The sequence below is a fragment of the Facklamia sp. P13055 genome, from assembly GCF_050409445.1.
Taxonomy (GTDB): domain Bacteria; phylum Bacillota; class Bacilli; order Lactobacillales; family Aerococcaceae; genus Facklamia.
The window spans coordinates 186,424-202,192 of the sequence record NZ_JBNUPL010000001.1 but is presented as its reverse complement, the minus strand read 5'-3'; the positions used below and the strand labels follow the sequence as shown (position 1 = coordinate 202,192).

The window sequence follows — 15,769 nt, the reverse complement described above, 5'->3', positions numbered from 1 at the left end:
TTCTTCTAATGTGCATTTAATACGCTTTTGGCCAGTGTTCCACTCTTTAACATCATTAACCCTAGCAAAACCGCATATCCAAGTATCGTAAATGTACTTGTGTGTATATCTGTTATCTGTATTGTCTTAACCAATACTGCGTATATTCCAAGACAAACTATTAAAAAGAGTCCTTGTAATCCAAGAGCAAAAAGCCCTTTGATGTAATTTGTTCCAATTTGTCCCCACTCACGATTCCCCATTGTGGCAAAAGGGATGGCTGAAACCGATGAGTAAACATAAATTTCAAACATTCTTCCGTAAACCACAAGCATAATCACAATGGATATAATTTGTATAGCAACTTTTATGAGAGATGTTTCAAATAGTATCATTACAAGTTCTCCAAGACCCTTATCCTTTAATCCCTCAACCATTTGAACAATCTGATCACCGGAAACAGTGGCAGAAGTATTTATCACTCCTGCCGCTTTGTTTACCAAACTTTGCCCCACATCAAAAACCGCCATACTAAACTCAAAAGCATGGGACACTAACCATACAGCAATCCACATCTTAATGATGTACTTAAAAAATTCAAAAGTATCTGTATCGTGCATATTGTTCTTTTGCATAACCATATTGATAAGCTCGATACATAAGATTGCTGTTATGATTAGTCCTGCTACGGGAATGATAACGGAGTCGTTAATGCTTTTAATGAAGCTAAAAACTTGTCCATTCCACCCCATTGGAGTTTTTCCCACATCCGTTGCAATAGCACCAACTTTATCGTTGATGTCAAGAAACATAGACTCTAAATTTGCTTGGATACCGCCCAGTAGAAGTTCCTTAAAAAACTCCTCTATTTTGTCGAATATTCCAAACATTTAAGTTCTCCTTTTCTTCTTACTTTAGTACATTTGCAAGAAGCGGAATCAGTTTAAGTCCTATAAGGACAATGCCTCCACCAGCCATTAGCTGCTTGATGCCCTGACTCTTTGCACCCGGATTATCATTACCATAACCTTCCATCAAGTTAATAACACCCCATGCACCTAGACCTGCTCCTACTGCCATTACCAAAATCTTTAATACATTAACTGCTTGAACAAAAAATTCCATATTAGTTTTCCTCCTTGTCTTCTTCCTTCTTTTCAATCTTGTTATATGACTTCACTACAAAATTTTTGTAAGTCTTTCCATCTTTTTCACGCTCCTTAAAGTAGCCAAAGATATGAATTAAATCTCCTTTTTCAAAACTTCTTGCCGTTTCTATTTTTTCTCCATAGGCTGCACAATTGATATATTCCTTGCCTTTACCATACTTTTTTACAAGCGTAAAGTTTACAACCTCAATAGTTTCTCCATCTTTTTCAAATGAGCCAAATACCGGTTCATTCACCAGATTGGCGTTAATGTTAATCATTTCTTGCTTCATTTAAAATTTCTCCTTTTCTCTTTAATAAAAAAGCGACTTGAAGTTTCATTTTCCAATCGCTTTATGTGTTCTATTATTTTTTACCTTGCCTATCTAGTAGGGCTTCTTATCCTGTTCATCTTTACCTCCTGATTGTAGGTACAAAAAAAGACGATAGATTATAATTTCTATCGTCTTGTATAAAGATTTTTTGCTATAACAATTCGCACAAATTATTTTATGCTTTCTTCAAATTTATACTTTACTTCATCTAAATTTTCAGAGATATATACTTCTGAAATTATATGATTAATTTTTTCATTATCTGCCTTTATTTTTATTCTTTTAATTTTTACAAATAGAAACTTAGAGATGTCTACATAATTATCTTTGATAATATAATAAATATAAGATGTTTTATTATTATAACTCTCATCTTCATGTTCTTCTCCACTATGTTTTAAAAGAATTGAATATCGATTAAAATAAAAATACCTTTCACATGCGATTACTTCATCTGCTTTTAAATCTCCATACCTCTCTGGAATTGTTATAGTAAAAATTTTTTCTAAGAAAAATATAAATAGATTTATACAATAAATAAAGAAGAATATTTTATTATACTGTAATAATGATATCGTAGAGCTATTACTATTTACTGAAATAATAGAAAAATAATATAAAATATAGAAATCTGTCAATAGCAGCCAAAAAATATAAACTAATCTTTTCCATGCAGAAATAAAATTCCAACTTTTAACTTTGCCATTCCTTAAAACAATATCATGTTTGTAAAATATATCTTTGTAAAAAATACCACTATATCCCAAGAATGCTATCAAAAAAGCTAGCAATAATAAAACAAAAGTAATACAGGTAAAATTTGAATAAACAAATTCTCCAAGATTAAAAATAAGTATTAATACAAAATATAATCCCTTTATAAAAATTTCAGGAAAGATATTTAACACCATTTCTTTTAATAAGCTTAAATCTATTAAGCATAGTAAGAAAGTAAATGGTATCACTATTTTGTGTAACCATGAATCTTTGTAATTTATCGAGAGATTATTCCCATATCCATCTTCTATACCCTCGATGCCTATTAGTTTTTTTATTTCCTCTTTCATAATGTCCTCCTCAAATACTTAATCTTACGCCTATATTATTAACCTGTATTTGATTTTTTATTTATAATTTAACTAGACTTGTTCCATAATTTATAAGTCTAGTTTATTAAATAGGCGATTTTGCTAATTTAGATATATTTTACCATATAAACAGTTAATTTAATCTAAATTCTTACTACCATTGTATTTACTTTTAACTTTGGTTTATCCTTCTTTTTCATATATTTCTCAACATTAAAAGCATTTCTCTTATCATAATCTTCCAAGAGCTTGTAATTCCTATGCTTCGTAATATCATATTTATCAGATAAGAACGGTCTAACTCCTCTCAATTGCAAGATACACTTGCTGCCATCCATTACCGTTATCTCGTCCTGACTCATTAAGTCTTTGCCTGTTTTCTGGTAATTGAGTCCAAAACTCTTTTGGTTGCTTCTTGTTTCAGAGGTGTTATAAAGGTCGATGGTTTCTTTTCCAAGTGTTTCAGATAGTTCTTTTAATGTTGTTTTTTCTTTTCCACCTAAGAATAGGGTACTATCACAGTTACCGACAATCGTATCTGCATTATCCTTGTAGATTGCTTTTAATTGAGATTGAGCTTGTAGGATAATACTTGCTGAAATTTCCCTTGAACGAATGGTGGCAATCAGCTTTTCAAACTTTGGAATAAGGCCGATATTGGCAAACTCGTCTAATAAAAATCTGACATGAATAGGTAACCTTCCGCCATATACATCATCTGCCTTATCACATAGTAGGTTAAATAACTGAGAATACATAATGGATACGACAAAGTTAAAGGTGTCATCTGTATCGGAGATTATTACAAATAGTGCTGTCTTCTTATCTCCAATGGTATCGAGCGCTAAATCATCCTCTTTCATCAATTCCCTTAGTTCCTTAATATCAAAAGGAGCTAGTCTTGCTCCACACGAGATTAAAATAGACTTGGCTGTTTTTCCTGCAGCAAGTTTATACTTCTTATATTGCTTAACAGCAAAGTGGTTAGCCTCTTTCTTTTCCAGTGCTTCAAATAATCTATCAATAGGATTCATATATGTTTCATCATCTTCTCGAACTTCTGAAGCGTCTATCATATCTAATAAAGTGGCAAAGTTCTTTTCTTCTCTTGGTGCTTCATAGAATATATACCCAATTAGAGCTGTATAATAAAGCTTTTCCGCTTTGACCCAAAAATCCTCACCTGATTTTTCCCCTTCTCCCTTGGTATTTGCAATGATTGTCTGTACCAATTTGAGTATGTCTTTTTCACTTCTTAAATAGGCAAAAGGATTATATCTCATAGACTTTTTAAAGTTTATGGTATTTAGTACTTTAATATCATAGCCATTTTTTTCTAACATCTTGCCACACTCTATTACAATCGTACCTTTGGGGTCAGTTACAACATAGAAAGAGTGCATTTGCATAAGATTAGGTTTGACATAAAATCTTGTCTTTCCTGACCCAGATCCTCCCACAACCAGCACATTTTTATTTCTAGCATATTTGGGATTCTTAGGTCTGGAGTTCATAGTTAAGCTTTCTGTTTGAGTAAGAATCACATTGTTTTCAAACTTAGGGTCAATGTATGGCTGAATATCTTTTTTATCTCCCCATCTTGCTGAGCCATACTCTTTTCCCTGTCTGAACTTTTTTGCATTTTTCCCTTTGGTATAGACAATAACTTTAATTAAAGCTGCCAATCCTATGCCCATTAAAATATCAGCCACATGAATACTGGGCAGTAAACTCATAGTATTAAACTCTAATATTCCTTGAAAGATTTTATCTATTACATCTCCACCAGTATAGGCTCTTACATGATGAGAAAAGATATTCCCTATATAGAAAAATGCAAGATAGGAAATGTTTTGTTTTACAAACTTTGCCTTATCTTGCACTTTGAATAAGCCTTTGATGTCTTTTATTATCTTATCAATCATAGGCTTTGCTCCTTTTGTTTGTTTTTGACTTTATCCTTAGAAATGGTATTCTTTGCCATCTCCTTGAACTTTTCAATATTCTTATGAATAGATTCTTTTCTCTCCGTTTTCTTTTCTGATTCTGAAAGGGCGTGCTTAAAAGCTTTATCCATTACTTTCATGTCTTTTGCCTGAAAGAATACGGAATATTTTCCGCTTTCTTTATCTTTCATCACCGAAAACTTTACACCGTAACGGTTAAGCTCTTTTTTCAGTTCTTTCAACTCCGCTTCTTTTACCGGAATTTCTTCAAGTTGTCCTTTTTTTTACCATATCTTTGAGCTTTACTTCGTTGCCATTAACATTAAGTAGATTTTCAAGTCCTCCAAATTTTCCAGCCTTTTTCATTAGTTTCTTTAGTAAATTTAAAATTTCCTTTCCCGTTACTTTAGCAGCCTTAACTTCCATATTCAGTGTTTTTCTTGCGATTTCTTCATTGATCAAGTTCGCTCACCTCCCATCAATAGTCTTTCCTTGTTTTGATTTAATTTATTTTTATGAATTTTCTTTCTATAATCTTCTCCTACCACCATTACAGGAATGCACATTTCAATAATCCTTGAATAGATTCGTTGATATTCAACTCCCTCTGTGCAGCCATAAATACTATCATAGGGTAAATTGGTTGTAAAAATTGTCGGTTTTTGCTTTAAATACCTATTGTTAATGATGTTATATACCTGTTCTTTTGCGTAAGCCGTATCTCGTTCAATGCCTAAATCATCTAATATAAGAACTGGAGTATTTACAAGGGAGTCAATATATGCGTTCTTATCAAAATCAAATCCACCTTTTTGTAGTTCGTTGATTATCTGTGCAAAATTTCTTATTTTTACACTGATTTGATACTGTTCAATTAGAGCATTGGCGATTGAGCAAGCAAGATAAGATTTCCCTGAACCAACGCTTCCATAAAATAACAGTCCAATGTTTTCTTTTTTCATATCTTCATATTTTTTTACAAAATTCTTAGAAATAGTAAGGCTTTGATTTTCTTTTCCTTGATAATTATCAAAGGTATATGACCACTGAATTATAGAGTTAAAACAGCTACTCTTTAATCTTTCTATTTTCATCTGTTTTTCTCTTTCTTTTCTCTTAAGTTCTCTATCTCTATCACATTTGCAAGAGGTCTTAAATATCATCTGCTTTCCTGAAAATTCTAAAACTTTCCCATCTTTTCTTTCATGACACTCTTTACAGTATGCGTGTCCATCTTTGATATACTCTGTTTCAGGATCATAAGAATACTCTACATTTTCTATCATCACTTTTTCTAATTCTTTTATCATAAGTGTTCTCCCTTATCATAATCCTCCCATGTAGGGATATTGGATGTTTTCTTACTTCCTTGGTCTTTATAAAACCAAGAAAGGATTGTTGCTTTATGGTCTTTATATGTCTTTCCGGTACTCTTGATATAGGCTGATAATCTTTCGATATAGTTATCAAGCTGTGAGTTCATTTTAATCTGCAAATCTGCTATATCTTCGTCCTTCAAAAATACATTTTGGAATGTGCCAAGTCCGATTTCTCCAAAACTATACTCTCTCTTACTATACTTACTCTTATTATTATCTATATAGTTAGAGTCAACATTTTTAACTTCCTGAAGTTCATTTTCTTTACTTCTGAAGTTAAAATCTTTTACTTCTGAAGTTAAGTTTTTTGACTTCTTGAAGTTATTTTCTTTTACCGCTAATACACTCATAAAATCTTTAACATAAATGATATTAGGTTTACCAAGTCCAAGCCTTACTCTTTCAATTAGTCCTATTCCTTTTTTACTGTCTAACTCATCTAGGGTTTTTATTGCAGTAGGCTTTGAGATATTTCTCCTTTTCATAATTTCATCGACTGTGAAATAGATAAATACCCTGCCTTCCCTATCTATCCATTTATTCTTGAAAGACATTCCTGTTCGCTTTAAAAGCATAGAATAAAGGATAATTGCTTCAGCAGACAGTCCTTTATATTCTTCTCCGTCCACCAATATCTCAGGTACTTTCAGAAAATTAAATCGTTCCGCTTCTCGATTGTAAAAATAATCAAAGTCCATCTTTCACCTCCTTACTTAGATTTTGCAAAGAAAAAGACGATAGTTTTTTTCTCTATCGCCTTTGGTAACCATTTTTATGAAATTTTTTAAATTGATTTTATTGTTTCATTGATACCTTGTAAAAAAGCTATAACTACTGCTCCAACCATTGGTATTCCGTAAGGACTTAATAAGAATCCTAATACCAATGCTTCTATCCCTATTGAAAAATTCTTTTGAAACAATGATACTACTCCAGCAAAAACACACATAATCATCAATAAATATAATACTGTTGTCCCTATGGCAAGTAAAAATGTTAGAAAAGCTGTAAGGATACTTAACAGCAAACTAATTGGGAACAAAATTATTTTTAATATCCATCTCATTTATTTCTCACCTTCCTTACACCGGAAAGGCTGACATAATAATGGCTTGAAATATATTCACACTCATAAACGCCTCCTCTTAGACTTAATTATTTGATTTTCATGATTACAAAAATAAGGATACAGTGCTGAAAGCTCCTATTTATCAAGCTTTTTTCTCTGTATCCCTATTATATCTCAAGCCCATAGCTCTAAAACTTAAACACTAGTATTGAAACAATCAATACGGTCTTATATCCATTCAAAACAACATAGCTCTAAAACTTAAATTATTCAATTGTAGGCGCCTCCGCTGTCTTATATCCATTCAAAACAACATAGCTCTAAAACAATGATTTACTTTAAATATTTTTAGTTTATGTCTTATATCCATTCAAAACAACATAGCTCTAAAACAACAGGAGGGATCTAATAATGGCTTTATTAGTCTTATATCCATTCAAAACAACATAGCTCTAAAACTCAATGCCTTGTGTTTCACTACAACTTACAGTCTTATATCCATTCAAAACAACATAGCTCTAAAACCAGTCTTTCCTGTCAATTGTTTTACACCACGTCTTATATCCATTCAAAACAACATAGCTCTAAAACAAAACATCACACCAAAAAAACGATTATAAAGTCTTATATCCATTCAAAACAACATAGCTCTAAAACTATATAATAGATATGGTGCTGAAAACATTTGTCTTATATCCATTCAAAACAACATAGCTCTAAAACAGCACCTAGCGTTAAACATAAAAGTTAAAAGTCTTATATCCATTCAAAACAACATAGCTCTAAAACTACCAGTTTTTACTATCATTTTTAATCTAGGTCTTATATCCATTCAAAACAACATAGCTCTAAAACGGTGTGTGTAGTCAAAAATAAAAAAGGTAAGTCTTATATCCATTCAAAACAACATAGCTCTAAAACTGTAGGTGAGGTTTCTATATGCTGGATCAAGTCTTATATCCATTCAAAACAACATAGCTCTAAAACATTTTTTGTCTTTGCCATGTTTAACACTTCGTCTTATATCCATTCAAAACAACATAGCTCTAAAACACGATTGTGTTGTGATTGTGTGTTGTGCGAGTCTTATATCCATTCAAAACAACATAGCTCTAAAACGACATTTATATTATAAACTAATTCTTTTACGTCTTATATCCATTCAAAACAACATAGCTCTAAAACATTCAGTTTCATATAAAGCCTCGACGTTTAGTCTTATATCCATTCAAAACAACATAGCTCTAAAACTAACAGATATTGATTACTATATGATGATAAGTCTTATATCCATTCAAAACAACATAGCTCTAAAACGCACCTCACACGCCACGCCAGCTCGCACAAGTCTTATATCCATTCAAAACAACATAGCTCTAAAACATAATATAAATATCAAGTCGATAATAAATTGTCTTATATCCATTCAAAACAACATAGCTCTAAAACTCTATTGTTCTTTATATGTTCTTTCATTCAGTCTTATATCCATTCAAAACAACATAGCTCTAAAACGAACAAGCAACACACAAGCACACAATCACAGTCTTATATCCATTCAAAACAACATAGCTCTAAAACTTATAACTATTGAAGAAATGGATACATTAAGTCTTATATCCATTCAAAACAACATAGCTCTAAAACAAAAACATACAAAAATATACACTACTATATGTCTTATATCCATTCAAAACAACATAGCTCTAAAACTATCAATGTTTTCTTGACTATCCCAATAAAGTCTTATATCCATTCAAAACAACATAGCTCTAAAACAAGGAAGGAGGAAACTTAATGGCAGAATCTGTCTTATATCCATTCAAAACAACATAGCTCTAAAACGGCATCACCATGTTTTATTAAAATTTACTGGTCTTATATCCATTCAAAACAACATAGCTCTAAAACAACCATCCTCAATCGTCCGCAATCGTCAATGTCTTATATCCATTCAAAACAACATAGCTCTAAAACGATTAAGATCCACAACAATTCCTATCATTTGTCTTATATCCATTCAAAACAACATAGCTCTAAAACGTGTTGTGTGAGAGTGTGTAGTTTATAATCGTCTTATATCCATTCAAAACAACATAGCTCTAAAACCATAAGTTTTTATAGCTAGATCGCTTTCAGGTCTTATATCCATTCAAAACAACATAGCTCTAAAACCGAACATCTTTTGTTTGTGTCATGGCATAAGTCTTATATCCATTCAAAACAACATAGCTCTAAAACGAATTGATTGGGAAGTAGAAAATAATACACGTCTTATATCCATTCAAAACAACATAGCTCTAAAACAATAAATACTTTCATTACTTTATCAAAATCGTCTTATATCCATTCAAAACAACATAGCTCTAAAACTCTATCTATCTTGCTATCTAATCGTTTATGGTCTTATATCCATTCAAAACAACATAGCTCTAAAACTCGACCTGATATTTTATATTATAAACAAATGTCTTATATCCATTCAAAACAACATAGCTCTAAAACCTCGCAATGCCTGGAGACCCTATTATGAAGCTATTTGTTTTTGCGAAAACTTCAGTTTTGAATGGGTAATTTTTTATTCTTCAAATTTATAAACATAATATTCTGAATCTATTACATATTGAGGGTATCCATATAACTTTCGTGGTTCTATAAAAAGTGTACGTAACCCATAACTAGTAATGTATTCAAATAAATCATGGACTTGATCTTGTGTTAAATAAGAAAGTGAATTGATAATGATTAATAACTTCTTTTTTTTCAAATAATTAACTACTTGAACTATATCATAAAAGCGTTCATTTATCGAGTGATAATCAGTAGCAATTGTCACATTAAATAACTTCAAAACTGCTTTTATATCCACTTCATTAGCTATTAAGTCTAGCTCTGAATCTATTAATACATCGTCTACTTGTACTAGTAATTGGTGCAGAGTTTGCTCTAATTGATTCTTTTTTTCAGGCGTCTCATTTAATTGATCTATTATATCTTGATAGATTATATTTAAGAAAGTGGTTGAATTAATTTGATACCCTAGTATATCTGTGATTATAACCATTTCATTGGCTTTTAAGTTATTGTTTTTATGGTCATAAAATTTTAACTCTGCCTCTTCAGTGTAAGAGTATATTTGTTCAATAATGTTTGAAAAAAGTTTGACCTCCTCAATTACCAATAGTGTAGGACATTCAATTAAAACCGGTTGATCGAGCATTTTAAAATTAATCTTCACTCTAATCTCCCTCCCCTAAAATCACAATACGATCTGTTCGATTCGCAATGGATACGTCTGATTCTCCTACCAAATATATCATCCTTGAAAATTGTTTTTCAGTCACTGTTAAAAGTGTGACTAATCCTTCTTCTGGAATATGTTTTTTTAAACGATTAATTTGCGCCACTTTAGCCGTTGAATTAAGTAAAATCTTACTATAAATTGAGTACTGATGCATAATAAAACCTTCATCAATTAAAAATTTTCTAAATTTACGATAGTCTCTTTTTTGCTCCAAACTAGCAACGGGCAAATCAAACATTAATAATAAACGCATAAATCTATAAGACATCTCTAAACTCCGGCTGCCTATTATCCTCCTCATTCAAAAATTTAATCGATCGTTTTGTATAATCGGCAATGATATTCGTTAAAAACATCTCTTGATCCCTATAAGCGAATGTTCGACTAAATATTTTAAAGAGCTTTAATTTAATCACTTTGAACTCTTCGCCTTGATACTTATAAACGATAGTATCAATTATTATTCGAAAGGGTTCCATTAAGTCACTTGCTAAATTAAATTCATTAAATTGATTATCATGTTTGATTCCTAATTGAGTTAAACAACCATTTTTTACAATTTCTCTAGCAAACATGCTTAAAATAAGGGTATACCCATAATCCAAGGCGGCATTAATAGTACTGGGATCTGTCCGTACAAAATCTGCTCCAAAAAGTGTGGTGAAATATAACCGAGAAGCATGCGCTTCTCGATTACTTTCATCAAAAGATAGAATGCCCTTACTAAAGTGTCTTAATGTTTCAGCTTTAGTATTAGCGCCTAGCTCCTGCAAAAAACTAGCCTGATTTAAAATTTTTTGTCTAATAATATTTCTCCATAGTTCATTTTTAAAAGAGACAGCCCACCTCATCTGTTTTTTCAATTGTAAGGAACTATCATGGCGTCCATAATAAGGTTGGAGCATACTTTTAGGTAGACGTTTTTCATCGCAAAAAACAACCAGTACATTATGATCAGCTAAATGTTTTAATAGCATCGTCGTTAGTGTAATATCAGTTGTTTCTAAAATAAGTATATCGATTTCTGACAAATGAATTAATTCGGTTGCTCGTGCACTTCGATAGTATAAATGGTGATTTTTATAGCTCAACTTGGAATGTGAGTTAACCACCACTGTCCGCCACGCCATTACAATTCCTCCAACTTTATTCTCGTTTCATAAAGACCAGTTATAGAATAGAATATTAATATAGATTCTTTTAAGCTTCCTAGAGTATACCTAACGCTAGACTGAGTTATATTTTCATCTAAAAAATTAAATGCAGCAGGTGCTCCATAAGAAACAAAAGTAAATAAAGAAACAATTGATTTGGCTAGGCCATTGATATCCTGACTCTTCTTCTGATAGATTGTTTCTAACCGTTTAGTAACTTTAGGTTTTTGGATATATTGATCAGCAAATCTAATAACCTCCTGGAAGATTAAATCAAACTTTTCTAAGTGATTATTTACATATTCTACACTTTCAGGATATTTACTTTCATCATAATGTTGAGCATGATAGACCATTGGCACTAAATGAGCAGATAGAACAAACTGATTACCTTTTTGAGCTTCTTGATGCGATGAAATCAAACGTCTTGCGCCCTCTTTTGTTTCGTAGAGTGTGTATTTCTTTAACACAAGGTATTCAGCGTCTTCTCGAAAGCCCTTGTCGCTTAAAAATTCTTTTGGAGATTGCTTAAACTTAGCTTTTTCTTGCATTGTTACGCCGATGAATTGCCATTTCTTCTTATCTTTTATTGCTAAAGTAAAGGCGGTTTTAGGGTTCAAATACCCTCCATATTTATTTATATCCAATCCTTCTTTTATTGGTATGAGTTTCTCTGAAGTCCCCTTAGGGTTTAACGTTTGTTTGTATAATTCTCCAGATTGTTCTTCTACTTTTTTGACGATATTCATCTGCTTTGAAGATAGCACTTTTTTAATTGTCTGCATTTCTTTATTTTTATCCCAAAGAACCTCGCCTGTCTTTTCGTCAATCACAAAGTCTTCCACAAAGAAATCAATCATCTGATCATATTTCATTTTTCGATAAGAAGCTTTGTTTTTAATAGAACTAGATTGATAAGAAAATTGACCATAGACCAAGTCACGTTTCACTCTTGGATTAACTTTCAAAATTTTATTAGCCACCACTGCATTTAAATATGCATCATGTGCATGATGATAATCGTTAATTTCACGAACTTTATAAAGATTAAAATCTTTTCTAAACCGACTTGCTAAAGTAGATTTTATGGTGACGATATCTACAGTTTTTTCAGCCGAAGAATCATTTAAAATCGTATCTAAAATATTAGCAACATATTTAGTTATCTGGCGCGTTTCTACCAAGCTTCGCTTAAGGAAACGTTCTTTTTCTTTCTCGCTCAATCCTCCTCTTTCGGCTTTGGTAAGGTTCGCTAGTTTCCGTTCGCTCATAAGTCCTGAGTTTTGTAAACGTTCCCAGAAACTTCGCTGTTTATCGACGATAGCTTTAGAAGGGACATCGTCCAATTTTCCCCTATTTTTTGCAGAACTAACAAGAACTTTATTATCAATCGAGTTATCTGTAGTAAAACTTCTTGGAATAATATGATCAATATCATAAAAAGATAAACGATGAATATCTAAAGGCTCTCCTGTATACATATCTTTCCCGTTTTGTAGATAATATAAATAGAGACGATCATTTTGTAAGGTTTCATTAACTATCGGTTGCTCTTTTAATAAATTACTACCAAAGTCCTTCAAGGCAGTCGTTAATTTATCTTCGCGTTTCTTAGATTGCTTCTTACCAAAAGCTGTCGTTTGATGTTCACGAGCCATTTCAACTACTACTGAATGAGGAGCGTATCCCATAATCCCTACCACTTCTTCTACAATTTTTAGAGATTGTAAAATTGATTTTTTTATAGCAGGCGAGCCTGGCAACTCATAAACCATATCCTCTAACGCTTGATCTTGTTCAATATTTTGAGCGCGTTCAATAGTCTCTTTAAAGCTAAGCGTTTCATCGTTAATTAATTGCATGAAATTTCGATTGTGATGGCGATCTACTCCATCATCATCCTTTAAATAGTCCATAATTGTCTTATGCGATTGCTTATCACGAATACCATCAATTAATTTTGCTGACAACCTTCCCCAACCTGAGTAATTTTTTCGAGAAAGATGCTTAATCATTTCTGGTGTTAAGTATTGATTAAATTGTTGCAATTGTGTTTTCTTCATCTTACGATCTTCGAAAATAGTCAGAATAAATATAATCTTTTCTAGCATTTGCGAAAGCGAGTCATCATCAAGTAAGGCTTGCATTCCTTCAATTTTCATAAAATCTAAATAGGTTGAATAACTTGCATTAAATCTTCCATCAATCCCATTGATTTCACTGGCTTTTATAGCCAACTCATTTATTAGAAATTTTTTTAAATTTTTCTCGCTGACAGAATGATTTTTCTTAAATAATTGATTAAAAATGGCTTCTTTTTCTTTTTTAGAAAAAAATTGAAGCCGTTGTCGCTCATCTTTATAGGAAACTTTTGTTAGTTCATTAAAAATGGCGAATTTTTGATACAGCAAACTTCGCTTAGGTAGTACCTTTTCCTCTGGAAGATAAAGGTCGTAGTTGGTCATTTTTTCAATAAAAGAAGTAGCAGATGCTTCTAAATTGACCACACTCTCAAAATTCCACGGTCTAACAGCTTCATTTGACTTTCTTGTCATCCATGAAAAACGATCTTCATTTGTTTTAGCAAGTGGCCCGACATAATAAGGAATTCTAAATTTGAATATCTGTAATATTTTATTACGGTTTTTGGCTAAAAATGGATAATACTTTTCTTGATGATTTAAGATAGCCACTAACTCTTCTTGATGGACTTGATGAGGAATACTTCCATTATGATAAGATCGTTGCTTTCTTAATAAATCCTCTGTCTCCATTTTATGAATAAAATAATCACTGCCCTTAATGTTTTTAATTTCAGCTCGAAGGTATTTATAAAACTCTTCGAGACTAGCTTCGCCGTCTATATATCCAGCATAACCTTTTTTTGTCTTATCCCTAAAAAGATTATAGTATAAACTCTTCGAATGATTTGCAACAAGGTCTTTAAGCTTTCTTAAATCTTCTTTATGTTCATTGTATTGACTTATCATATTATCAGAAAGGAGCGCATTTGTTTTTACACCACTCGGTTTCAAAACGCCTGCTAATTCAATAGCATCGTAAGTTGCCTTAGCCGTCGTAAATAATTCTAAATGCTCATCACCTATTTTTCCCAACAACTCTTCTAAATCCTCATTGTAGGTCTCTTTCGTTAGTTGCAACTCTGCTTTTTCTTCTAAATCAAAAGCCTTTTGAAAGTTTCCCTTATTTCCAACAATCAGATTTAAAAATTTTTCTAACGGGTGTGACGTTTTTATTTTTAAGAGATTTCTTACTCGTTGATTCTTAGCTGATCTAGCAATTTTTTCTTTAAAAATTAATTCAATTTGACTTGATTCCTCATCAGTTACTATTATTTTATCTTCTGGGAAAGCTTGATTAAACGTTTTAATAAATTGAAGCCATTGTTGTTTAATGGAAGTGTTTTTTAAGTCTAAGTCGCCTTCAATTAAAAAATGTCCACGGTATTTGATAATATGGGCGAGTGCCAAATAAACTAATCTTAAATCAGCTTTCTCGCTACTATCAGCTAAGTGTTTACGTAAATGATATATCGTTTCAAAGTTTAGGTGGTATTGTTTTTCCTCATCCATGTTTCCAAATATAGGGTATATGTTGTAAGGTTTGTCTTCGTCTGTAAAAAAGCTGTTGTCTAAACGTTCAAAGAAATTTTCATCCACTTCTTTTATCGCTTCAAAAAAAAGATCTCTTAAATATACAATTCGATTTCGCCGACGACGTAATCGCCGACGACTCGTTCTTTTCATTCGAGTATCTTCCGCAGTTTGTCCCGTATCAAAAAGGCGAACTCCCCAGAAATTCTTCTTAATTTTCTTACGATCAGTGTTGCCTAATATATTCATGTTTTTTCTCACAAGTTGGAGGTCTTCCGTTAACACAGCCCACCCTACTGATCCCGTCCCAATATCTAATCCAATCGTATAAGGTTTCTTCACTTAATCTCGCTCCATTTCATTGAGTTTTAGTATCATTTTTAAGATAACGGTTACATTATAACATAGCATTATATGAAAGAAGATAATTTTTTTAAAAATATTCAATTTTTCCAATAATAAAAAAATAATATAGAGCGTTGACACAAATGATTTTTATGTTATTATATAGATGTTGTATCCATTCAAAACAACATATGCGAGTTAAAATAAGGTTTAACCGAACCCAACTTATGGCGCTGTCTCGGCGCTTTTTTTTTAGCTAAAATTATGAAATTAACCACGCTAGAAGGTGAATTGTTTGTGTACAATGCGCTCATTCACTCTCTCATTCCATCTAAAATAGTAACCGCTTCTCAAGTGCTGCGAACACTCACTTTTGCAATGAACCTACTCTCTCCCCACAGAAAAAGC

At 31.9% G+C, this 15,769-nt stretch carries 12 protein-coding genes, 1 pseudogene and 1 CRISPR repeat array; all 13 genes and pseudogenes read right to left on the bottom strand.

The window, feature by feature from the left end; all coding sequences use genetic code 11:
- Positions 1-5 precede the first annotated feature (5 nt).
- Positions 6-869 (bottom strand): VirB6/TrbL-like conjugal transfer protein, CD1112 family, encoded by an 864-nt coding sequence (locus ACQV2O_RS00940; RefSeq protein WP_428874716.1) that lies wholly within the window; start codon positions 867-869, stop codon positions 6-8.
- A 19-nt stretch (positions 870-888) separates the two neighbouring features.
- Positions 889-1,104, bottom strand: a complete 216-nt coding sequence (locus tag ACQV2O_RS00935; RefSeq protein ID WP_428874715.1) for a Maff2 family mobile element protein — start codon at positions 1,102-1,104, stop codon at positions 889-891.
- A gap of 1 nt (position 1,105) precedes the next feature.
- The gene (locus ACQV2O_RS00930; RefSeq protein ID WP_428874713.1) at positions 1,106-1,420 is read right to left on the bottom strand and encodes a single-stranded DNA-binding protein; all 315 of its coding nucleotides are present in this window, start codon (positions 1,418-1,420) and stop codon (positions 1,106-1,108) included.
- Between the two features lie 212 nt (positions 1,421-1,632).
- Positions 1,633-2,529 (bottom strand): hypothetical protein, encoded by an 897-nt coding sequence (locus ACQV2O_RS00925; protein WP_428874712.1) that lies wholly within the window; start codon positions 2,527-2,529, stop codon positions 1,633-1,635.
- Between the two features lie 164 nt (positions 2,530-2,693).
- Positions 2,694-4,475, bottom strand: a complete 1,782-nt coding sequence (locus tag ACQV2O_RS00920) for a VirD4-like conjugal transfer protein, CD1115 family (RefSeq protein WP_428874711.1) — start codon at positions 4,473-4,475, stop codon at positions 2,694-2,696.
- Positions 4,472-4,958: pseudogene (locus ACQV2O_RS00915) on the bottom strand (PcfB family protein). The gene ACQV2O_RS00920 and the pseudogene ACQV2O_RS00915 overlap by 4 nt, the downstream one beginning before the upstream one ends.
- A complete protein-coding gene (locus ACQV2O_RS00910; protein WP_428874710.1) occupies positions 4,955-5,806 on the bottom strand; it encodes an ATP-binding protein in 852 nt (283 codons plus the stop codon). The pseudogene ACQV2O_RS00915 and the gene ACQV2O_RS00910 overlap by 4 nt, the downstream one beginning before the upstream one ends.
- Positions 5,803-6,573, bottom strand: coding sequence for a replication initiator protein A (locus ACQV2O_RS00905; RefSeq protein WP_428874709.1), 771 nt, complete (start codon positions 6,571-6,573; stop codon positions 5,803-5,805). The genes ACQV2O_RS00910 and ACQV2O_RS00905 overlap by 4 nt, the downstream gene beginning before the upstream one ends.
- Before the next feature lie 86 nt (positions 6,574-6,659).
- Positions 6,660-6,941, bottom strand: a complete 282-nt coding sequence (locus tag ACQV2O_RS00900) for a CD1845 family protein (RefSeq protein ID WP_428874708.1) — start codon at positions 6,939-6,941, stop codon at positions 6,660-6,662.
- A 228-nt stretch (positions 6,942-7,169) separates the two neighbouring features.
- A CRISPR array of direct repeats spans positions 7,170-9,449; the repeat unit is 36 nt; unit sequence GTCTTATATCCATTCAAAACAACATAGCTCTAAAAC.
- A gap of 73 nt (positions 9,450-9,522) precedes the next feature.
- Positions 9,523-10,182, bottom strand: coding sequence for a type II-A CRISPR-associated protein Csn2 (csn2, locus tag ACQV2O_RS00895; RefSeq protein ID WP_428874707.1), 660 nt, complete (start codon positions 10,180-10,182; stop codon positions 9,523-9,525).
- Between the two features lies 1 nt (position 10,183).
- Positions 10,184-10,516 (bottom strand): CRISPR-associated endonuclease Cas2, encoded by a 333-nt coding sequence (gene cas2, locus ACQV2O_RS00890; RefSeq protein ID WP_428874706.1) that lies wholly within the window; start codon positions 10,514-10,516, stop codon positions 10,184-10,186.
- Positions 10,506-11,378: a type II CRISPR-associated endonuclease Cas1 gene (gene cas1 / locus ACQV2O_RS00885; protein WP_428873902.1), complete on the bottom strand. Its 873-nt coding sequence runs from the start codon at positions 11,376-11,378 to the stop codon at positions 10,506-10,508. Before cas1 ends, cas2 begins: the two co-directional genes overlap by 11 nt.
- Positions 11,378-15,358, bottom strand: coding sequence for a type II CRISPR RNA-guided endonuclease Cas9 (gene cas9, locus ACQV2O_RS00880; protein WP_428874705.1), 3,981 nt, complete (start codon positions 15,356-15,358; stop codon positions 11,378-11,380). Before cas9 ends, cas1 begins: the two co-directional genes overlap by 1 nt.
- Positions 15,359-15,769 lie beyond the last annotated feature (411 nt).